This is a genomic window from Acidobacteriota bacterium, from assembly GCA_033549365.1.
Lineage (GTDB): Bacteria > Acidobacteriota > Aminicenantia > Aminicenantales > Saccharicenantaceae > JAWSUF01.
This window is the reverse complement of record JAWSUF010000013.1, coordinates 53,871-74,696: the sequence shown is the minus strand read 5'-3', so window position 1 is coordinate 74,696 and position 20,826 is coordinate 53,871. Positions and strand designations below refer to the sequence as shown.

The following is a 20,826-nucleotide window of genomic DNA, read 5'->3' as shown; positions in this document are numbered from 1 at the left end:
CGATTTATTATATCACCAAACGACGCCGTAGTCGTCGCCGTTGTTGCTGCTGCCGCCCCAGAACGTCCCATGCTTCCGGTCGAAGAAAACGGCGTTGATGGGTCCGGACGTGGACCTTCTCAGGGTGATTTTGTAGCCCATGGCTTCGAGTTCGGCCTGAACCCATTCGGGAACCTTGGAGTTCAAATCCAGCTTGCCCGGCGCGATCTTGTGGTCGCCGAAAGAATCCCGCAACTGGTAGCTCGCGATATTGGCCGCTTCGCAGGCCTGCTGAACGTTCATTCCGAACTCGACGATATTGAGGAAAAACTGCAGAAGGTTCTGGTCCTGGGTGTCGCCGCCCTGGACGGCGAAGGACAGAAACGGCAGTCCGTCCTTGAGGGCCAGGCCCGGCGTCAGAGTCGCCCGGGGTCTTTTTCCGGGGGCGATGACGTTGAAGGGATTCTCGGCTTCCTCCAGAACAAAGCTCTGCGCCCTCTGGCTCATGGCGATGCCGGTCCGCCCGGCGACGACGGCTGGAACCCAGGCGCCGCTGGGAGTCACGGAGACGACCCAACCTTCCTTATCGACCGCCTGGATGGAGGTCGTTCCGCTTCGAAAGCTGTCCTCAAAAGCCGCGATGTCCGCCGGGCTTGCAGTTTCCGTATCGATAACCTCCTCCTTCTCTTTCCCCCATTGTTCCAGGTAGTGAAGAAAGGGGTTCTTCCGGCTCTCAAAGGGATAGGGGTCGCCGGGTTTGACCGCCGGGTCATTCTTCTCCCAGTTGATGCCTTTGGTGCGTACTTTGGCATAGTCTTTGGAGAGAAGCCCGCGAATCGGTTCCTCGGGCGGGAAATAGGGATCGCCGTAATAGAAATCCCGGTCGGCGAAGGCCAGGTTCATGACCTGATAAAGGGTGTGGATATAACGGGTACTGTTGTAGCCCATGGCCTTGAGGTCGAAGTTTTCGAGCATATTGAGAGCCTGGAGCATGACGGGACCCTGGACCCAGGTCGTGAGCTTGTAGACATCGATGCCCTTGTAATTCACGGTCACCGGTTTTTCGAGATAGACCTGCCAGCGGTCGAGGTCCTCCATGGTGATGAGCCCGCCCTGTTCCGTGGAGCCGCGGACGAACTCGCGGGCGATGTCGCCGCGGTAGAAGCGTTCATAGGCTGCGTATATGGCCTCTTTTCGGCTCAGCCCACGGAACAGGGCATCCTTCTCGGTCTCGACGAGCTTTTTCAAGGTTTCGGCGAGGTCGGGCTGGCGGAAGACTTCGCCGGGATACGGGGCTTCCCTCTCTTCCTCGCCGAGGTGGGGAAGAAAAACGGCCTTGGAATAGGGCCACTCTTTCAACTTGTCCTTGGTTCGTTCGATCCGGTCGGCCGTGTCTTTTTCCATCGGGTAACCTTCGGCCATCTGGAGGGAAGGTTCGAGGACGTCGGCCAGGCTGAGAGTTCCGAACTCGGCCAGCATGGTCAATAGACCGCCCGGCGTTCCCGGGGTTACGGCCGAAAGAGGGCCGTCGGCCGGCGGGTATTTCATGTCGCGTTCTTTGTAAAATTCAGGGGTCGCGCCGGTCGGAGCGACGCCCAGGGCGTTAACGGCGATGACCTCCCCGGTTTTCGGATTGTAGATCAGGGCCTGGGTCTCACCGCCCCAGCTCAGGACGTCGTGCATGGTGCAGACCGCGCCGAGCATGGCACAGGCGGCGTCGACGGCGTTTCCGCCTTTCATAAACATCATGGCTCCGGCGGTTGCGGCCATGGGTTTTCCCGTGATGGCCACCCAGTGTTTGCCGTGAAGAATGGGTTTTTCCGTCCGGACGGCGCCTTGGATACCGTGGCCGGATGCCAGAAGCAGCACGGCCGCCGCCGCTATCAGTCGAATCGCATTCGGCATCAGGATCAAGCTTTTCTGAATCATCTCTTTCCTCCGTCATTCACTCTCTTCCCGTCTGTGTTAACGCGTCTCTACCGTAGCGCTTTTACCGACCCGGTATTTTTCGAACCAGGCCTGAAGATAGAGCTGCTGAAGGAGCTGGTGGGACGGGCGACGCCAGCCGTGATATTCCTCGGGCATGCGGACAAGAAGCGTATCCACCTTCAGCATCTTGAGCGCCCGGTAATATTCCTCGCTCTGGGTCATGGGGGTTCTCAGGTCGGCCTCCCCGGTCATGACCATGGTCGGGGTTTTGACGTTCCCGACGTAATGAAGGGGCGAACGGACGGCGTATTCCATGGGATCTTCCCAGGGGAATTTTCGGAACTGGCGATACCAGTTGGGTCCGTCCGTCGTCCCGACGAAGGAATGCCAGTTGATGACCGGCCGCATGGAGACGGCCGCGCGGAAACGGTCGGTGTGGCCGACGATCCAGGCCGTCAGCACGCCTCCGCCGCTTCCGCCGCAGACGAAGAGATTGTCCTTATCGATGAAGCCCAGCGCCAGGGCGGCGTCGACCCCGGCCATGAGATCATCATAGTCCTTTCCCGGGTAGGAATACTGAATGCCGTTCACGAAATCCTGTCCGTAGCCCGTGCTGCCCCGGGGGTTCGTATAAAGGACGGCATAACCGTTGGCGGCGAAATTCTGCCAGGCCCAGTTGAAGCCCACGTTGTACATCGACCAGGGTCCGCCGTGAATATAGAGAAGCATCGGATATTTCTTTTCGGGGTCGAAGTCGGCGGGCTTGATGAGCCAGCCCTGGCTTTCGAGACCGTCCGGTGCCTTGAAAAGAAGCTCCTGGACCCGGCCCAGTTGGATTCCGTCCAGAACATCGGTGTTGACATCGACGAGCGTCCGGAAGTCGCGGGGGCGGTTCAGGGTGAATGTCACCAGAGTGCCCGGATTATGGAAATCCGTCACGACGGCCGCGGCCCGGCCGTCCCGGGCCAGAGAAAGGGCCTGGATGACGTGGACGCCCTGGGTGATTTTCGATTTCCGGCCGTCGAGCGCCACAAAATAGAGGTTGGACTCCCCTCTCTCGGCCATGAGGTAATAGAGGCCTGAGCCGTCAAAGGCCCAGAAGATGTTTCGCGGCGAACTGGGCAGATCGCCGGCCAGCATCTTCTTCCGTCCTCCGCCGGAATCCATGAGATAAAGGCTCGAAAGGTGGCTCGTGTAGTCGCGGTCGTCGTAACCGGTGTAGGCGATCCATTTTCCGTCGGGAGAGACCATCGGATTACCGTCCGGGCCCTTGCGGTCGGTGAGGGTGCGGATTTCGAGGGATTTGAGATCCACGGCGTAGATTTCGGTGTCGCCGCGAAGATATTCGGCGTCCGGCTTGCGAATGGCCGAAAAAAAGATCGTCCGCCCGTCTCCCGACCATTCGGGGGATCCGTGGGAATAGTCACCCGACGTGATTTGTCGCGGCGTTCCGCCGAGGACGGCGTCGATCGTGAAAATTTGGTTGTTTCCCCTGGGCAGATAACCCCGGCCGTCGCTCTGCCAGGTCAGGCGGTCCACGACGATTGCGGGATCGGCCCATTTGGCGCCTGACGGCCGCTTGGGAAGCTTCACGGGCAGGATCGATGTTTCGTCAGGCAGGAAATAAGTGAAAGCGAGCTGTTTGCCGTCGGGCGACCAGGCGATGTTCTGAGGGGCTCTTTCGAGGCGTGTGAGCTGGGCCACATCGCGCGTGTCCAACCAGAGAACATGGATCTGGACGGATTTATCGCGATCGGACAGGAAGGCGATCCTCTTTCCGTCCGGAGACCAGACCGGCGCGAAATCCCGCCAGTCTCCGTGAGTCAATTCCCGGACTCTCCGGCCGTCGGGATCGACGATCCAGAGATTGCTCCGCCTCTGGTCGCTCATTTTGTCGACGAAGCTTCGGGTGAACAGGATGTGGCGACCGTCGGGAGAAATCAGAGGGCTGCCGACGGATTCCATTTCCATGAATGTGTCCAGGTCCAGAAGACGGACGGGTTTGGCCGCCTGTTCGGACACAGCGGACATCGTCAGGATTAGAACAGCCAAAACGATGAATAACGGTTTTCTCATTGTATTTATCTCCCTCAAAAATTTTAAACATCCCCCGCAAGACCGCCAGGTGCCATGCGCCTTGATGCAATTCGCGGACTTGTCCGCCGGTTGTAAACCCGGAATTTATCCGATTCAGAAAACAGGTCATTAACAAAGAGATGGGATATGAAAACCGGCGCGATTTCGGCAGAACAGGATTGACGGGCCTGGAATATCGTCACGAGATAAGAATCTTAACACGAATTTTGCGGCATTTGAATGAAAAATCAATTCCGGTCGAAAAGTTATGTTATAATTCCCTGCCAACAGAGATCCCGTTGGGGTTCGCGGTTTTCTCCGCGGACTGAATCAGTTTGCCTCTCTATGAGGGCTGATGTATAATATTTCACTTAAGAATTGTTTGCTTTTTTAGCGAAATCATCTATGAAAGCGAGTTGATCATGAGCCGCGTCAACGAACACCCCATTCTCCGCATTCCCGAAGTCGAAGAGGTCCGTTTCTTCTTCGCCGGCAAGCCGCTTACCGGCCAAAAAGGCGAAATGATTTCCAGCGCCCTCTTCGCCCACGGCATCCGGATCTTCGGAACCCATCACAAGGACGGATCCCCCCAGGGCATTTTCTGCGCCAACGGTCAATGCTCCCAGTGCATGGTGATCGCCGACGGTCTGCCCGTCAAAGCCTGCATGGTTCCCATCAAGGAGGGCATGAAAGTCCTCCCCCTCCAGGGTTTCCCCGAACTCCCCGCCGTTTCGAGCTCGGATCTGAAAATGTCCGGGATCGAGGACCTGTCCTGCGACCTCCTGGTCGTCGGAGGCGGTCCGGCGGGCATGGGCGCGGCCATCGAGGCGGCCGACGCCGGGCTGTCCGTCATCCTGGTCGACGACAAATCCGAACTCGGCGGCAAGCTCGTTCTCCAGACCCATCTCTTCTTCGGCGCCGCCGCCGAATGCTACGCCGGAACCCGGGGCATCGAAATCGCAGGCATCCTGGCCGACGAAGTCGCCAAACGCCCCGACATCCGGGTGATGACCTCGAGCGTGGCCGTCGGTGTCTTCTCCGACAAGAAGGTCGGCGTGGCCTCGGACGACCGCTACCGCCTGATCACACCGAAAAGCCTGCTTGTTGCGGCCGGCGCCCGGGAAAAAGCGCTGAATTTCCCCGGCTGCGATCTGCCGGGCGTCTACGGCGCCGGCGCCTTTCAGACTCTCCTCAACCGCGACCTCGTCCGTCCCTCCGAAAAGCTTTTTATCGTCGGCGGCGGAAACGTCGGACTCATTGCCGCCTACCATGCACTCCAGGCCGGAATTGCCGTCGTCGGCCTGTGTGAAGCTCTCCCCGATGTCGGCGGATACTGGGTCCATGCCGACAAGATCCGACGCATGGGCGTTCCCATTTACACGCGGACGAGCGTCGTCTCCGCCAACGGAAAAGAGGCCATCGAATCCGTGACGGTAGCCGGCGTCGATGAGAACTGGAAGATCCTTCCCGGCACCCACAAAACCTATGCCTGTGACACTCTGCTCATCGCCGTCGGGCTCGACCGCGTGAGCGAATTCCACGAAACCGCTAAAAACATCGGCCTGGACTCCTATCTTGCGGGCGACGCCGAGGAAATCGCCGAAGCCTCGGCGGCCATGTTCTCCGGCCGCGTAACCGGGCGCCGTATCGCCCGCAACCTGGGAAAAGACGTCGAAATTCCCGAAGCCTGGGAAAACATGACGCAGCTTCTGAAGTCCCATCCGGGCCGCCAGGACTTTCCCGTCCGGATCATGGACGGAAACGGCGGCGGACCCAAAAAAGAGATTTACCCGGTCATCGGCTGCCTGGAGACCATCCCCTGCAATCCCTGTTCCGTGGTCTGCCCTCAACAGGCCCTCAAGATGCCCTCGGGCGACATCCTTCAGAGGCCCGAATTCGACGGCGATTGCGTCGGCTGCAGCAAATGCGTGGCCAACTGCCCCGGCCTGGCCATTTCTCTCGTCGATATGACGACGAGGGCTTCCGGCAAAGCCCGGGTGACCCTCCCCTTCGAACTGCCCCTCAACTTCGAAATCGGCGACAGCGTGGCCGTCGTCGGCTGGAAAGGCGAGCCTCTGGGACAGGCCAAAGTCCTGGACATTCTCGACCGCTCCGGACGTTCCCCCTGCCGCATGTCCTGTCCGGCCGACGTCCGGGCCCAGGGATATATCCAGCTCATCGGCAAAGGCCAATTCGCCGCGGCCATCGACCTCATCCGCCGCGACCTTCCCCTTCCGGGTGTCTGCGGCCGCGTCTGTTACCACCCCTGCGAGGACGGCTGCCTCCGCAAGGAGATCGACGAGCCCGTGGCCATCTGCGCCCTCAAGCGCTTCGTCGCCGACTGGGCCCGCGAAAACGCGCCCGACATCAAGCCGCTTCCCGTGACCCGGCCGCAACGCATCGCCGTCATCGGCTCCGGCCCGGCCGGACTGGCCTGCGCCAACGAGCTCGCCCATCGCGGATACGCCGTGACCGTCTTCGAGGCCCATGAAAAGGCCGGCGGGCTCCTTCGCCTGGGCATCCCGGCCTATCGGCTGCCCGACGACGTCCTGGACTACGAACTCGAATGCCTGGCCCGCCAGGGGATCGAATTCAAAACAGGGACGCGGATCGAAAACGTCGACGATCTGCTCAAGCAGGGCTACGCGGCTGTGTTTATGGCCCCCGGCGCCCTCAAGGCGACAAGCGCCGGCATTCCCGGCGAAGATCTCGAAGGCGTCATCGATATGCTCGAGTTCCTCCGCCGGGTGAAATCCGGCGACCTGGCCCGGCTCAGCGGACGCGTCGCCATCATCGGCGGCGGCAACTCGGCCATCGACTCGGCCCGCGTCGCCCGTCGCCTGGGAGCCTCGGAGGTTCGCATCCTCTACCGCCGATCGCGCGAACAGATGCCCTCGCATGACTGGGAGGTCAAGCAGGCCCAAGACGAGGGCATCCAGTTCGACTTTCTCGTCGCCCCCGAAGCCATCGTGGGTTCGAACGTTCATGTCGAGGGTGTCCGTCTCATCCGCATGAAACTCGGCGAACCCGACGCCTCCGGCCGGGCCCGGCCCGTTCCCGTTCCCGGTTCCGAATTCGAAATGCCCTTCGACACCGTGATTCCGGCCATCGGTCAGCAGACATCGCTCGGACGCCTGTCCGAAGGTCTGGCGATGACCAAGTGGGGAAACATCCTGGCCGACCCCGTGACCCAGTTGACGAACCCCGGCGGAATCTTCGCCGGGGGCGACGCCGCGACCGGGGCCGATACCGTTGTCGCCGCCTTCGGCTCCGGAAAGAGAGCGGCGGAATCCATCGACCGCTTCCTGAGAGGTGTGGACATCGACGCCGGCCGCCGCGAAGAAAAACCCAAGGCGCCGGAAACGCTGCGGGACAATGCCCCCCGGGTCCCCCGGGTCAAGGAAGAAGAGGTCCCCGTTGCGGATCGCATCGACAGCATGGTCGAGATCGTCAAGACGCTGACGGAGGAAGCCGCCCTGATCGAAGCGGGCCGCTGCCTCGGCTGCGGAACGATCGGCGAATGCCTGCCGGGTCTCGATCCGGGAAACCGTGCGGCCAAGAAAAGTCCGATTCAGGACAAGGCCCACATGGTCGTCGTCGAGACCGAGCCGGACATCGCGCCCCGGATCGGCGGCATCCGGGTCCAGCCCGAATCCGTGACCGAACCCATCGCCACGGTCATGCCCGAAGTCACCCCCGACGAAACCATCGTCTGCCGCTGCGAGCGGGTCACGGCCGGAGAGATCCGCGGCCTGATCCGCGACGGAGAACGCGACATCAACCAGATCAAGGCCGTCACCCGGGCCTGCATGGGCGCCTGCGGGGCCAAGACCTGCACGCCGCTCATCCACCGGCTTTTCCGCGAGGAAGGGGTGCCGATGTCCGAGATCGTCGACCAGCCGAAACGCCCGCTGTTCATCGAGGTCCCGCTCGGGGCCTTCGCCGGAATTGAAGAGGAGAAGGACCAATGACCGCCGCGAAGACATGGGATGTCATCGTCATCGGCGCGGGCAGCGTCGGCGCGCCCGCGGCCGTATCCCTGGCCGAAGCCGGGTTGAAAACCCTCGTTCTCGACCGATTCCCGAGCGTGGGCCAGGGGGCGAACAAAACGGCGATCGGCGGCCTCCGGGCCACTCATTCCGATCCCGCGAAAATCCGCCTCTGCCTGCGCAGCCTGGAAATCTTCTCCCAGTGGGAAACCCTTTACGGCGATAAGATCGAATGGCGCAAGGGCGGCTACAGTTTCGTCGCCTACAGGCCCGAGGAGGAGAAAATCCTCAAGGATCTTCTGACCGTTCAGAAAACCTACGGCCTCAACATCGGCTGGCTCGAACCGAAGGAACTGGCCGAAGTCGTTTCGGGCATCAATCCGAACGGGCTCATCGGCGGGACGTTTTCCCCCGACGACGGGAGCGCCTCTCCCCTGCTGGCCGCCTGGGCCTTCTACAAGCGCGCGAAAAGCCTCGGCGCCGAGTTCCGTTTCAACGAGAAGGTCACCGATCTCGTGATCGAAGGCGGCCGTGTCACGGGAGTGCGGACCGACAAGGCCGTCTACGGCGCCGAGGTCGTCCTCAACGCCGCCGGGCCCTGGGGTGCGGAAACAGCCCGCCTGGCCGGCATGGATCTTCCCGTGAATCCGGACTCCCACGAAGCGGCCGTCACGGAAGCCGTGGCCCGTTTTCTCGAGCCCATGGTCGTCGACATCCGGCCGGTTGCGGGTTCGGCGAACTATTACTTCTACCAGCACGACACGGGACAGGTCATCTTCTGCATCACGCCCAATCCGCCCTTTGTGGGTTTCGACACGCGGGATACGAGTTCCTTCCTGCCCATGGTCGCCAAGCGCATGGTTGGCCTCATCCCCCGCCTCAAGAATCTCCGCGTCCGGCGGACGTGGCGGGGCCTCTACCCGATGACGCCTGACGGATTTCCCATCGTCGGCTGGTCGGCCGAGGTCGAGGGCTTTCTCCAGGCTGTCGGGATGTGCGGCCAGGGCTTTATGCTCGGCCCCGGGCTGGGCGAGCTCCTGACCCGGATGGTCCTGAAGAAGACGACCGAGGAGGACTCGGCGATCCTGCCTCTGCTGTCGCCTTACCGGAAATTCGCCGGCCAGGAAAAGCTGAAGTAGATCGTGGTCTCTCAATCCGCCTGCCCATGGGCCTAAGTTGAATTGAATCCGTCTCGGACGATCGACCCGACGAGAAATGAAACTTTCTCCAGCTCTTCCCCTACGACAAGTTCTCCTTTTTATAAATCAGAGGAATCCGACAAATAAGGTTCCGGCGCGACTAATATGGTAAAAAGATGGATTGTGTTGTCTAGAGTCGTAAACCAGCTTTATTTGAATTGAAAGAAACGATGTTTCCGACGATGAGGGAATGTAAGATCGTTATGAGGGGCGTGAAAAATATTGCCATTTTTGGATATAAGTCACAATTCGCCAGACTAAAATGCGGATTTGGTGGAAGCGTTAATATGCCTACACAAAAATCAGGAAAGATAAATGACATAGATGCCATTATCATGTTTTGTCATTATGAATGTTTTCCTGATCTCTGCAGCACTTGGTTTTCTTTGTTGGGGAAAAAGCCACCCATTCCAATTGTGTTAATCAGGCGGATATTTATCAACGGCGGAGAAGACGGTGGACAATATGTTATTCAACATATTAATAACAACGATTCTCATTCTTTTTCTAATCCCGATATTGGCGAATGGTTTCCGCTTTTTATGAATTCCCTCGGTCTTTTAAAGGAAAATATTGGCCATATTCCGCTATACTCACCTTTAGACAAGGTGGTCGAGATTCAAAAAAAAATCATTTTTCATGATGGGATTGGCATAAACAGAAATACCCTGGCTCGAGAAACCGAATGGTCTCCTCCATATCTCTCTTTCTATTTCAAAAAGATTGCCGGTATGTCTTTGAATGAATTCATGATAAAAAACGGTTCTCTTCCATTTACTGTGGGTAGTCAAAGGTTAGTTTGCCAGCAACGAGATAAATGATGGTTCGAAGATAAGCGACATGTTTGAATCCGTAAGCGCGTTTCATAGCGGTTTTGATCTTCGAGTTCAGGCCTTCGACCATCCCGTTCGTAACCCGGACGTTGAAGAAGTTGACAACGCCCTTCCAATACCGCTTGATCGTCCTCGCCGCTTGAATCACCGGTTGAAGCCAACTGTGCGTTGCCCAAAAGCACCAGCGTTTCAAATAGGCCACCGCATCGCCCGGATCGGCAATCTCCCAAAAGCGCGCCAGCGCCAACTTAATCTGATAAGCCCGCGCCGTTCGCAAGTCCAGCCGTTTCAATTCCGCCAGCCGGGCTTCTTGTCGGGTTGTCAGATTCTTCGGGTTTTTCAACCAGAGAAACCGGCTGTTTTTCAGCACCGCGTTTTCCCTCTGCTCCTCCCGGCGAACCGCCTCAAGAGCCTTGTTGATCTGGTTCATGACATGGAATCGGTCGAAAACGACCACGGCCTTGCTCAAGAACGTCCCGATCCCGTTCAGATACGGATCCCACATGTCGCAACAGATGACATCGATCCGGCCCGGATCGATTCCCCGCAACCGAAGATCCTCGATAAACGCCTCGACCACACCTTTTTTCCGGCCCTCTCCCAGGAAGATGACCCGGGATGCCTCGAGATCGCCGAACGATGTCATGTAGACATGACCCTTGCGAATCGAGAACTCATCGATCCCCAGCTGATGAAAACCGCTCAAATCGACAGCTTGGCGGGCCCGCTCGACGTAATGGTTCAAGATCCGCCACAGCCGATTGGCATGTTCTTTTGTCAGGTCCGCCACCGCCGCAACCGACATCTCCCGGCAGAGCGACAGAACCAGAAGCTCGAAGAGAAGCGTAAAGCCGCTCCCGGGCCGGGCCCACGGCACATCGACTTGCTTGACCCCACAGGTTCCGCATCGGATCCGCGGCACCCGCGCATGCAGATACGTCTCATACTGGAAGAAGTTGAGATGCCGCCATGTCCGATCCAGAGTGTCGTGGACTTCGCCTTCCTTCGTCTCTTGGCAAGAGGGACACGGAAATTTTGCTCCCTTGGCGAAGTCGATCCTGAGATCAAGCCGTCCTTCTTCCTTGGAAAATTTGATGTCGGAGACCTGCCAAGGGTCGGTGAGCCCAAGGGCCAAAGTAAACAAACTGAGTTCATTCATCAAGGCGTATCCTTTCATCGTGGGATTCGCCTCAAATCTTATCACGGCCTTTGTTTCTCCTTAAATCACGTCAACCCACACAAAATGGAAGAGAACCCTTTTTTATAATATCGAGAACAATTTTTCTTTGGATGAAGTTATTTATCTGGACGATCTGCTGTTGGCGGGGAAAAATGATCTGTTGTATTGCATCCATGGCGGAGATCCGATGGTGGATGAAAATGCCAATCAATTGATTATCAATGTCTATCAGCTCAATCGGAAGTCGATTACACAAAACAGAAATCGGCAAGATGATAGCGGACAGGGCTTCATGCTCGGCCCCGGCCTGGGCGAGCTTCTGACCCGGATGGTCTTGAAGAAGACGACCGAGGAGGACTCGGCGATCCTGCCCCTCCTCTCGCCTTACCGGAAATTCGCCGGCCAGGAAAAACTGAAATAGATCATCCCCGCGGGAATGTTCATGGCTTTTTGGCGGAAATCCTGATATATATATAATTTAGCATTCGGAATTGGACTGGGATTGCTTCTAATTCGGCAAGGAGGAGAACGTGGAATCAAAGCGGAAACAGATGCTGGTGCGACAGAAGGCATCTTTCGAACAAAAACTCCAAAATCGGCTGGCTTTCCTGAATGGAAAAGGGATGGCATCTCCTGAGACCGACAAAGACACACTCGTAAGAAAAATTAAAGCCGACATCAAAGCCGCGGATAATAGGCTGAGGCTGTTTGCCGCCAACGACAAGATCACGGAAGAAAATGCGCTGAGAAAGGCGGAACGGGCCGCTGCCCCAAAGAAAGAAAAAGAAAGCGGCAAAGACAAAAAGCCGAAGAAAGCCCCCGAAAAGGGCAAAGAGAAAAAGCCCAAGTCATAACATCGTGAACATCAAGCACATCCTGAACAAGATCGGCACGACGGAAGCCCCCTTGGCCCGCCAGCTTCTCATGACCGGCTTGATCACCAAGGCGCTCGAAGACAGGGGGAAGCCGGCGCCGGTGCTGATCGGAGGGTTGGCTCTCTCCTACTACACCCGGGATGTCTATTTTACGGCCGATATCGATCTGGCCTATGCCGATCGCGACGCTTTGGATGACGTCATGAAGGAGTTGGGTTTCGAGACATCGGGCCGCTACTGGATCCACCGCGGCCTGGATATTGCAGTCGAAGCACCGGCTTCAGGATTATCCGGAGAGGAGGCTCCTCGAGAAACCGTCGAACTCGATGAGGGGCTTTTCTGTGTGGTGATCGGCCTCGAGGACCTGATCATCGATCGCCTGAACGCCTGCAAGCACTGGAAATCCGAGATCGACTGCGAGATGACCCAATTGCTGATCGCCAGGTACGGAGAGGGATTGGATTGGCCGTATCTCGAAGAAAAAGCCTCCCGCTCTGAAAACGACACTCTAGCTGAACTGCGCGAGATCAAAGGGAGAGCATCCTCATGACCGAGACTCCGCGATCGCGGCCGTCGGCCGTCGAGATGTTGCTTCTTCGCGATCGTCTCGGTCTCGGAAGATACCGAAAAACAACGGCGCGGGATCCCGAAAAGAAAGAAATCCTGCTGGAGTTGGCTCTCAGGCGGATCGAAAAGGCCGAGCGGGAAAACTTCATCCCCTTAGGACCGCGAAAGCGCCGCGTCCGTTTTCTATCCTGACCCGCCCGCCACCGATCGCCGGGCAGGGTTCGCCGACGGACTTTATTCGAGCCAGTCGATAATCACAGCCCGGCCGAGCTTTTCGAACTCCCTGTCCCCCGTGACGAGCGTAGCGCGCTCGCGAATAGCGGTTGCCGCCGCGAAACAGTCGGCGAAAAACAGGGCATGGACCGCTTTGAGGCGGGCCGCCTCGGCCATGTCCCCGCTTGTTCCGGCCTTGACATCGGCCGTTATACACCTTATGATACACACATTGAGGTGTATATGATGAGGACGAACATCGTCATCGACGATCGGCTCGTGGAGGAAGCCATGGCCTTGTCCAAACTGAAAACGAAGCGGGAGGTCGTCCACAAAGCTCTGGAGGAATACGTTCTGGCCCTGAAGAGGAAGGACCTTCGAGATCTCAGGGGCAAGGTCCGCTTCGCTGAAGGCTACGACTACAAGAAGCTGAGGCTTGGGTGATCCTCGTCGATTCTTCCGTGCTCATCGATTTCCTGGAAGGCCGGGAGAACGCCGCCGTCGACCGCCTCAGCAAAGCCCTCGACGACGGCATCCCCTTCGGAATCAGCCCGATCACTTGCCTGGAGGTCCTTCAGGGCGCGGCCACGGACAGGGATTTCGAAAGGCTTCACGAATATCTCGAGACCCAGACGATCTATGAGCTGAAAGGCGGACTGGATTCGTACGCGGCGGCCGCGGCTCTTTTCCGCTCTCTCCGCAAAAAAGGCCTGTCCGTCGGAAGCTCGGTCGATTGCCTGATCGCCCGGACGGCGATCGAGCACGGCCTTCATCTTCTCCATAACGATTCCGATTTTGACCGTATCGCCCGGGTCGCACCGCTCAAGATTTGGGGCGGACCCTAACCATGCGGGAAACCTCCGTCAAGACCTTCTCATCTCAACCCTCAGATTCCGGGGCGCTTCAGGTGGAAATCCGTCTTCTGTTGGAAGGCATGGGCCAGGAGCAAAATGTCGAATTCGCCGAAAAGTTTGCCCGTCAGGCGCAGGACGGCCGGCTGGCCATTTGAGTCAAAGCCGTGAGGGAAGGCCGTCTCCGGGTGGCCGGTGAGGTTGGTCGGCCCCAGGGCGCTTCCGATCAGGACATCGATCGTTTCGAAAAATTCATGGTAAGCCTGCATCAGCCTGTAACGGGCCCGGTTGGCCTGGATGTACTGAACGGCCGGGACAAGAGAGTGGAGGCGGAAAGACCCGACCCAGGCGCTGCGCTCGGGTTCCTCTGACATCATATCAAGATTCCCGCTGCGGATGAGGTCGTCAAAGGCGGCGGCGGCCTCGGTCGTCAACAGAAAGTCCATAGGGCCGGAGGTCATCTTGGGTAATTCGACCGGAACCGGCTCGACACCGAGAGACCTCAGAACTTCCAGGGCGTCGCGATTGAACTTCTGAATCTCGCTCATCCGCCGGCTTCGCTCGGGGAATTTCGGGTCCTCGGGGATTTCTCTTTCGAAGGCGGACTTCAGGTAACCCACCCGGAGCTTCCGGACGTCGCGTCCCCCGTCCCAGGAAAAGGGCACATCGAGGACGGTGTTGTCTTTGCCGTCCGGTCCCTGGATCGTGTGAAGGACGAGGGCGCAGTCCTCGGCCGTCCGGCAGAGCGGCCCGATCTTGTCCATGGTCCAGCTCAGGGCCATCGCCCCATGTCGACTGACCCGGCCGAAGGTCGGCCGAAGACCCGTGACGCCGCACCGGCTTGCCGGAGAGATGATCGAACCTCGCGTCTCCGACCCGATGGCGAACGGCACAAGTCCGGCGGCGACGGCCGAGGCCGGCCCGGCCGACGACCCGCTCGAGCCCTGCTTGGGATTCTCCGGGTCCCAGGGACTGCGTGTCATTCCCCCAAACCAGCGGTCGCCCATGGCCAGTGCTCCGAGGGTCAGCTTGGCGACGAGAACGGCTCCGGCTTCCGTAAGGCGGGTGTATACGGTCGCGTCTTCATCGATCACATGGTCTTGATAGGGCGATGCTCCAAAGGTCGTTTTGTATCCCTTGACCGCCAGGAGGTCCTTCGCCCCCCAGGGAATGCCGTGGAGCGGTCCCCGGTATTTCCCTTGGGCAATCTCCCTGTCGGCACGTTCAGCCTGATCCAGAGCCAGGTTCTCGGTCAGAGTGACCACACAGTGGAGAATCGGATCGTATGTCTTGAGACGTTCGAGATAGAGCCGGGTCAACCGCATCGAGGTGATCTTCCGACTCTTGAGGAGGGCGGAAAGATGAGTGACCGGCAGGAAGGCCAGGTCTTCGTCCGTTTCGGGCGGTTTGACGCGGACCTGGGACAGATAAAGCGCCGACCGGCCCGCTGGAAGTTTCGTCCCGGGAAGGACGGGATTGAACACCAGGGCCGACGGCGTATCGTTGCCGAGGTTCATATCGCGCAGGGCGGCAAAGCTTTGACGAAGACCGGTTTTTCTGTTCAGCCCTTCCGCGATCTGCTTCCGGGCCTCTTCGGAGAGGGGCAGCCCGGCGATTTCGGCCGCTGCGGCGACCATATCGGGAGTGATCTCCGCTACGTCCCGGGCCACGGCAAGGAGCGCTCCCGGGAGAAGCGTGCCGCCAAGTCCGGTGGCCGCAAAGTAGCCCAGGAATCGGCGTCGGTTGATCCCCAACATGCCGTCATCGGTGCGTTCTCGATGATCATCCATAAGATCCTCCTTTTCGAAGATTCCGCCTTCGTTTGCTGTAAGCCATCGCCAGTCTCAGAACCACAACAAAAAAGCAGAAGACGACGGCCGGAAGGCTCAGGGACGGCAGGACGGAGGAAAACGATCCCATGTACTTCACCCAGCTTTCCCATTTGAGGATGCCGGCATGCGCGGCAACCATGATCAGGGCTGCATAGCCTCCATACCTGAGAAACAACCGCCATCTTTCGCCACCCATCCGGCCTTTGACTTTGGCGCTCGAAGCGATCGCCATCAGGGTGAAAACCAGAAGCGCCGCGAAAGCCGGTAAAGACGACCACAAATTTTCCAGAACCCAGCCCGGCCAGGGGAACTCTTCGGGGATCAGCACGTGGGAGGCGACTCCGTGCGCCAGACCCAGGAAAAATCCGGCCAGTCCCAGGTGTTTTCTCAGGGCGAATTTTTCCGGAGAGACCTTCCCGAAATACCGCAATCCCGAAAGGGCCATCGACAGGCCGATCAAAAAGAGCGAGGCGATGGAAAAGGCCTTGTTCGTCAGGTAGAAATCGAAACCCCAGAATCCGTCCTTGAAGCGTTGCCGCAGGACGAAGTAAACGGCGCTCAAAACGCCGGCCGCGATGGAATAGAACACGGCGGTCCATCGAAGCTTGATGAGAAGCGCCTGTCTTTTCGTCGGGCTCGGTTTCATGTCATATTCCGTGAGTTTGTATCATCCGCCGATCCGCGGATATCCCGGTTAAGCTCTGCGCTCGGCAAAATTAATTATAACCGTCTTTTCCGGATCCGGCCAACTTCAGGGTGTTCTTTCAAGTGCCTTGAGGAGTTTTTCGATGCCGAAGACGACGGCCAGTTCGGCATGGGCTTTCGGTCCTGCGGCCTTACCCAGCCGGTCGAGCTTGTCCTTGATCCAGGCCGCTCTGGGTGTTTGATGTTTCTCGAGCCGTTCCATCGCCTGGAGTCCCACGGACGCCGCGTCGGCCAGGGCCTCCGCGAGCGGGCCGATCTCCCGGAGGGACGGCGAAGCCTCCAAATATTCCTGCAGCGAATGGGGTACGGTTCTCCAGAGAGCGAGACGGGCCGTTATCCGTCCAGCCGCATCGTCGTCGCGGTTTTCGAGAAACAAGTCCACATCGCGCCGGAATTCCCGGGCGGTCATGGATTCCGGGGCGCAGGCGTCGACAAACCGCGTCAGGGGCGAAAGCGTCGTGTAGGTCATCCCCTGGGAATGGCGCTGGTATCTCTTGAGCGGCTCCGTCACCGAAGCCAGCGTCTTCAGCGGTTGGATGTCCGCGCGCCCGGCCAGCCGCCTCAACAACATGTCCTGATTCTTGATATGGGTGAGGCCGTGCTCTTCCAATCGCAGCCCGGCATGTTCGAGCCGCCGATACATGTCCTCGACGTCCCGGACGGAAGCGGGCGACCACAATCTCTCGGCGATGGCCGCCGTTCGCGGCCAGATCCGCGAGTCCACGGTTTCTTCGGATACGAGTTCCCCCCACATCGTCGCTTCTCCGCCGAGCACGCGGGCTTTTTCCTCTTCCGTCAGCGTGCTTCCTTCGGGCAGAGGGTCGTTGAGATAGTGGAATTCGGCCGGCCGGCAGAGGTCGATATAATATCCGTGCGAAAGAATCCCCCGATAGCCTTTCCGGGCCGCCTCGGCCAGCGCATCCGGCCCGCGCCAGGAATGAATGACAATCCCCTGGGGAAGATCGGGCAGGAAGATCTCGTCCCAGCCGACCATGATCTTCCCGTGCCGCTCAAGAATCTCCAGGATTCTCGTGTTGAAATAGGCCTGCAGGGCATGGTTGTCCGCAAAGCCCATTTTTTTCTTGAACGCCTGGATTCCGGGATTGGCGTCCCAGGCTTTTCCGTCGACCTCATCTCCCCCGATGTGCAGATAGGGGTCGGGAAAGAGTTCGCTCATTTCCGCGAAAAACTTGTCCAGGAAAGCATAGACGTTTTCTTCGGCGGGATTGAAAGCCGGCGTCCAGACGCCGAATCGCCGTTCCACGCCGTAGGGTCCGGGCGCCGAGGCCAATTCCGGATGGGCGACAAACCAGCTTGTCGCATGGCCCGGGATGTCGAATTCCGGCATCACCCGGATGCCCCGGTCGGCGGCGTAGGCAATGATGTCGCGGACCTGCTCCTGCGTGTAATACAGGCCGTCCGAGCCTTTTTCGTGAAGGCCGGGGAAGGTCCGGCATTCGATGCGGAAGCCCTGGTCCTCGGTCAGGTGCCAGTGGAGGACGTTCAGTTTGACGGCGGCCATGCCGTCCAGATTCCGCTTGACGGCGCCCACGGACAGAAAATGCCGCCCCGGATCAAGCAAAAGTCCGCGCCAGGTGAAGCGCGGCCGGTCCTCGACCCGGATCGCGGGAAAGTAGTATCCCTTCTCGTCAGCCGCGAGAAGCTGGAGGAGGGTTTCGAACCCCCTCAGGACGCCGATGTCGGTCGGAGCTTCAAGACGGATGCCGTCGGGGAGAATCTCCAGGACATAGGATTCGTCCTCCCCCGGTTCGAGGCGGCCTGGACGTTCATAGCCGTAACGGAAAGACGGCGCGTCCTTGCCGGTCCACGGAATGAGAAAATCCTGCTTGAAGAAGATCCCGGTCCGGCCGGCCAGCCGGGACATGAACCGTCCGGCGCCGCGAACGGCCCTGTCCGCCGCATCGCCGCCGCCTGCGATCGAAAACGTCTCGTCGATGCGGAAGCGGCCGTCAAGACGCGTCACCGATTCCGGTACGGGCATCAGGTTCGCCACCGGATCAGCCTCTCCCCCGCCGGTTTCGCTCCATGCCGGGAATGCTCCGAGCAAGGCCGCGATACAAAAGAATACCGCCCAGGTTCGAGACATGGCGCGCCTCCGTTTTGTGAATAAGGTTCACCGGCAACTCCGGATGAAACACTTTATCACAGGCGGAAGTGCAACCCAAAACAAAAGGACTTACGGCGAATCCGATTCCGGGGAATCGCCGTGGGCAGGCGGCGGTGCCGTCGGCCGCCGGGGGCGCTACTCCTCGACTTTTTCGACGACGATGGTCAGGCTGGAGACCAGGGCCGCGACGGCGCCTATGGCCGCCCAGACCGGGGCGATGAGCACGCCGACGATTCCGACGGTGAGCGGAATTTCGAGGAAAGTTTTCCCCTCCTCCGTTTTCAGGATGATCCGGCGCACGTTGCCCTGGCGGATGATCTCCTTGATTTTTTCGAGGATTTCGGTGCCCTTGATCTTAAACTCTTCGGTGCGCGTTTTTTCCTTTTTGGGTTCTTCTTTGGATTCTTCGGTCATGGCTTTCTCCTTCGTCTTTAAAAGATATTACGGATGACGTCGGGGAAAAGTTCATTCAACGTCTCCAGGGAACCCGGCAGCATGTCATCCGACGCGACCGGCCGCCAGGAAGCGCCCAGGATCCGCCATTCATCCCGCACATCGCGGACAACCGTCAACTCGATCCGATAGGTTTCACCGGCAAAGCGGACCGCGCGTCGCAGCGTCTCGGCAATACCCGAAGACAGGAGGACGTCGATCCGGACCTCCCGAATCTCCGCCTCGACCTCCTCCCCCACTTCGGCCTTGAGGAGATGGATGACGATGCCGCGATATCTCCGGAAATGGTCTTCGATAAACGACCGCGCTTTGTCCCTGTTTCTTCCCTGGAAATCCTCATAGTCCTCGTGAATGAGTTCCATGATCGCCGCGGTATCTCGGTTTTCGGCCAAGGCGCGCAGGCGCTCGACCAGTTCGAGAATCCGGGCTTCGTCATCCATCGTCACGCCGCAACCGGGAACGGCGGCGGACACGACAAGAATTCCGAATCCGGCGGCAACCGCGGCGATCCCCGCAATCACCTTGTCCCGGAAACGCCTTCGACGGCTCGTCATGGCATCACTTGAGAAAGAGCTCGATGACCGGCAAAACGACGTCCGGAGCCTGGACGGGAAGGCGCAGAGTCAAGGTCGACCGTCCGGCCTCTTCCCTTTTCCCCGGCATAAATCCCGCCGCCTCGCCGGTCTCGGTAAAGCGGATTTCCGAGGCGTCGTTGAGAAGCTGGGCATAGGCGACTTTTCCGGCGAACCCGTCGAGATGAAACGCGCCCATGGGCCATTCGAGGACATGGAGATAGAGACGGCGCGTAGCCGGATTGTAGGTCAAAAGACCGTTCGGCGGCGTCGGGAACTCCTCGGGCGCCTGAGTGCAGCCGGTGATCGCCTGGTCGTGAAGCGCCATCCACTCCCCCAGTCCTTCGAGTCTTTCCATGGCCCGGGCATCGAACGTTCCCCGGCCCGTGGGACCGACGTTGAGCAGGAGATTCCCGCCCTTGCTCACGACCTCGGCCAGCATGACGACGAGTTGGCGCAGGCTTTTCCATGTGGATTCGTCGCGGTGATAGCCCCAGGAGCCGCTGAAGGTCTGGCATGTCTCCCAGGGAACGCGGCGGCCGTCCATCATAACCCATTCTCTCGGCATGAACTGCTCGGGCGTCCGATAGTCGAAGCCGCCGGGAACGTCGAGGAGGTCGAGCCGGTCGTTGACCACGATCCCGGGCTGAAGCTCACGGATCACCCGGATCAGTTTTTCGGACTGCCATTCCTTCCGGCCCTTGCCGTCAAGGCCGTCGGGAAACGAGTAGTCGAGAAAGAGGCTGTCGATCCGGCCGAAGTCCGTCAGAAGCTCGCGCACCTGACCGTGCAGATAGTCGGCGTAAACCCGGATATCGCGGCCCGCAGCCGCGGCCTTGAAGGACTCGTCGTCCCTCATCGGATGAAACCTGTCCGGCGGGTATTCCGAATGATGCCAGTCGAGAAGCGAATAATAAAACCCGACTTTGAGGCCTTCGGCCCGCAGGGCCTCGACGAGGGGGCGGATCAGGTCCTTGCCGTAAGGCGTGTTCGTGACCTTGAAGTCGGTGAGCCGGCTGTCCCACAGGCAGAATCCGTCGTGGTGCTTGGTCGTCACGACGACATACTTCATGCCGGCCCGGCGGGCCGCCCGCGCCCAGGCCGCGGGATCGTAGAGGTCGGGATCGAAGTGCCGGAAATAGATTTCGTAGGCGGCGGCGCTGATTTTCTCGCGACTCTGGACCCATTCGTGGCGGGCCGGGAGGGCGTAGAGCCCCCAGTGGATGAACATGCCGAACCGGGCTTCCGTCCACCAGCGCATTCTCTCCGCGCGCTGGGCGTCGGATTCCTTGGGAAGCGAGATTGCGGCGGCCAGGATGAGCGGAATGCCGATCAGAATGATCGCCGCTCCGGAAATCCAGGGAAACAGGGGAATCAAACGCATGGAGGACTCCTTTCTTGCCGTGGAATCGATTCGCGCCGGGTTCACGATATCAGAAGGCGTC

At 59.2% G+C, this 20,826-nt stretch carries 19 protein-coding genes; 9 read left to right on the top strand and 10 right to left on the bottom strand.

Annotation, left to right across the window (positions count from 1 at the left end):
- Positions 1-12 precede the first annotated feature (12 nt).
- Entirely contained in the window at positions 13-1,908 is a 1,896-nt protein-coding gene (locus tag SCM96_13840; GenBank protein ID MDW7761702.1) for a gamma-glutamyltransferase, read from the bottom strand.
- Positions 1,909-1,944: 36 nt separating this feature from the next.
- Entirely contained in the window at positions 1,945-3,984 is a 2,040-nt protein-coding gene (locus SCM96_13835) for a S9 family peptidase (GenBank protein MDW7761701.1), read from the bottom strand.
- Between the two features lie 422 nt (positions 3,985-4,406).
- Here SCM96_13835 and SCM96_13830 point away from each other — a divergent pair, with 422 nt between their 5' ends.
- The 3 genes from SCM96_13830 (at position 4,407) to SCM96_13820 (ending at position 9,993) form a co-directional block, all read left to right on the top strand.
- Positions 4,407-7,955 carry an FAD-dependent oxidoreductase gene (locus SCM96_13830; protein MDW7761700.1) on the top strand — a complete coding sequence of 1,183 codons (3,549 nt, stop codon included), beginning with the start codon at positions 4,407-4,409 and terminating at the stop codon, positions 7,953-7,955.
- On the top strand, positions 7,952-9,112 hold the full coding sequence (locus tag SCM96_13825) for an FAD-binding oxidoreductase (GenBank protein ID MDW7761699.1): 1,161 nt from the start codon (positions 7,952-7,954) through the stop codon (positions 9,110-9,112). Before SCM96_13830 ends, SCM96_13825 begins: the two co-directional genes overlap by 4 nt.
- 272 nt (positions 9,113-9,384) lie before the next feature.
- Positions 9,385-9,993: a hypothetical protein gene (locus SCM96_13820; GenBank protein MDW7761698.1), complete on the top strand. Its 609-nt coding sequence runs from the start codon at positions 9,385-9,387 to the stop codon at positions 9,991-9,993.
- Here SCM96_13820 and SCM96_13815 read toward each other — a convergent pair.
- Positions 9,947-11,164, bottom strand: coding sequence for an ISL3 family transposase (locus tag SCM96_13815; protein ID MDW7761697.1), 1,218 nt, complete (start codon positions 11,162-11,164; stop codon positions 9,947-9,949). The genes SCM96_13820 and SCM96_13815 overlap by 47 nt on opposite strands.
- Before the next feature lie 127 nt (positions 11,165-11,291).
- On the opposite strand from SCM96_13815, the gene SCM96_13810 reads away from it, so the two are divergent.
- The 4 genes from SCM96_13810 to SCM96_13795 all read left to right on the top strand — a co-directional run bounded on the left by SCM96_13810 (position 11,292) and on the right by SCM96_13795 (position 12,819).
- Positions 11,292-11,606, top strand: coding sequence for a hypothetical protein (locus SCM96_13810; protein ID MDW7761696.1), 315 nt, complete (start codon positions 11,292-11,294; stop codon positions 11,604-11,606).
- A 109-nt stretch (positions 11,607-11,715) separates the two neighbouring features.
- Positions 11,716-12,039 (top strand): hypothetical protein, encoded by a 324-nt coding sequence (locus SCM96_13805; protein ID MDW7761695.1) that lies wholly within the window; start codon positions 11,716-11,718, stop codon positions 12,037-12,039.
- A 4-nt stretch (positions 12,040-12,043) separates the two neighbouring features.
- Complete coding sequence (locus tag SCM96_13800) at positions 12,044-12,610, top strand: UbiD family decarboxylase (GenBank protein MDW7761694.1); 567 nt, start codon at positions 12,044-12,046, stop codon at positions 12,608-12,610.
- On the top strand, positions 12,607-12,819 hold the full coding sequence (locus SCM96_13795) for a hypothetical protein (protein MDW7761693.1): 213 nt from the start codon (positions 12,607-12,609) through the stop codon (positions 12,817-12,819). Before SCM96_13800 ends, SCM96_13795 begins: the two co-directional genes overlap by 4 nt.
- Positions 12,820-12,861: 42 nt before the next feature.
- On the opposite strand, the gene SCM96_13790 is transcribed toward SCM96_13795, so the two are convergent.
- On the bottom strand, positions 12,862-13,017 hold the full coding sequence (locus tag SCM96_13790) for a PIN domain-containing protein (GenBank protein MDW7761692.1): 156 nt from the start codon (positions 13,015-13,017) through the stop codon (positions 12,862-12,864).
- Between the two features lie 69 nt (positions 13,018-13,086).
- On the opposite strand from SCM96_13790, the gene SCM96_13785 reads away from it, so the two are divergent.
- Both SCM96_13785 and SCM96_13780 read left to right on the top strand, forming a co-directional pair.
- On the top strand, positions 13,087-13,284 hold the full coding sequence (locus tag SCM96_13785; protein MDW7761691.1) for a type II toxin-antitoxin system VapB family antitoxin: 198 nt from the start codon (positions 13,087-13,089) through the stop codon (positions 13,282-13,284).
- Positions 13,281-13,685, top strand: coding sequence for a PIN domain nuclease (locus SCM96_13780; GenBank protein ID MDW7761690.1), 405 nt, complete (start codon positions 13,281-13,283; stop codon positions 13,683-13,685). The genes SCM96_13785 and SCM96_13780 overlap by 4 nt, the downstream gene beginning before the upstream one ends.
- A gap of 41 nt (positions 13,686-13,726) precedes the next feature.
- Here the strand turns inward: SCM96_13780 and SCM96_13775 are convergent, their stop codons facing one another.
- From SCM96_13775 to SCM96_13750, 6 genes are all read right to left on the bottom strand, one after another.
- Positions 13,727-15,481, bottom strand: coding sequence for an amidase (locus SCM96_13775; GenBank protein ID MDW7761689.1), 1,755 nt, complete (start codon positions 15,479-15,481; stop codon positions 13,727-13,729).
- Positions 15,474-16,169, bottom strand: a complete 696-nt coding sequence (locus SCM96_13770; GenBank protein ID MDW7761688.1) for a hypothetical protein — start codon at positions 16,167-16,169, stop codon at positions 15,474-15,476. The genes SCM96_13775 and SCM96_13770 overlap by 8 nt, the downstream gene beginning before the upstream one ends.
- A 105-nt stretch (positions 16,170-16,274) precedes the next feature.
- Positions 16,275-18,335: a family 20 glycosylhydrolase gene (locus SCM96_13765; GenBank protein MDW7761687.1), complete on the bottom strand. Its 2,061-nt coding sequence runs from the start codon at positions 18,333-18,335 to the stop codon at positions 16,275-16,277.
- Positions 18,336-18,491: 156 nt separating this feature from the next.
- Positions 18,492-18,770 (bottom strand): DUF4342 domain-containing protein, encoded by a 279-nt coding sequence (locus SCM96_13760; GenBank protein ID MDW7761686.1) that lies wholly within the window; start codon positions 18,768-18,770, stop codon positions 18,492-18,494.
- Positions 18,771-18,787: 17 nt separating this feature from the next.
- Positions 18,788-19,363: a hypothetical protein gene (locus tag SCM96_13755; GenBank protein ID MDW7761685.1), complete on the bottom strand. Its 576-nt coding sequence runs from the start codon at positions 19,361-19,363 to the stop codon at positions 18,788-18,790.
- A 4-nt stretch (positions 19,364-19,367) separates the two neighbouring features.
- Positions 19,368-20,765, bottom strand: coding sequence for an alpha-L-fucosidase (locus SCM96_13750; GenBank protein ID MDW7761684.1), 1,398 nt, complete (start codon positions 20,763-20,765; stop codon positions 19,368-19,370).
- Positions 20,766-20,826: the final 61 nt, after the last annotated feature.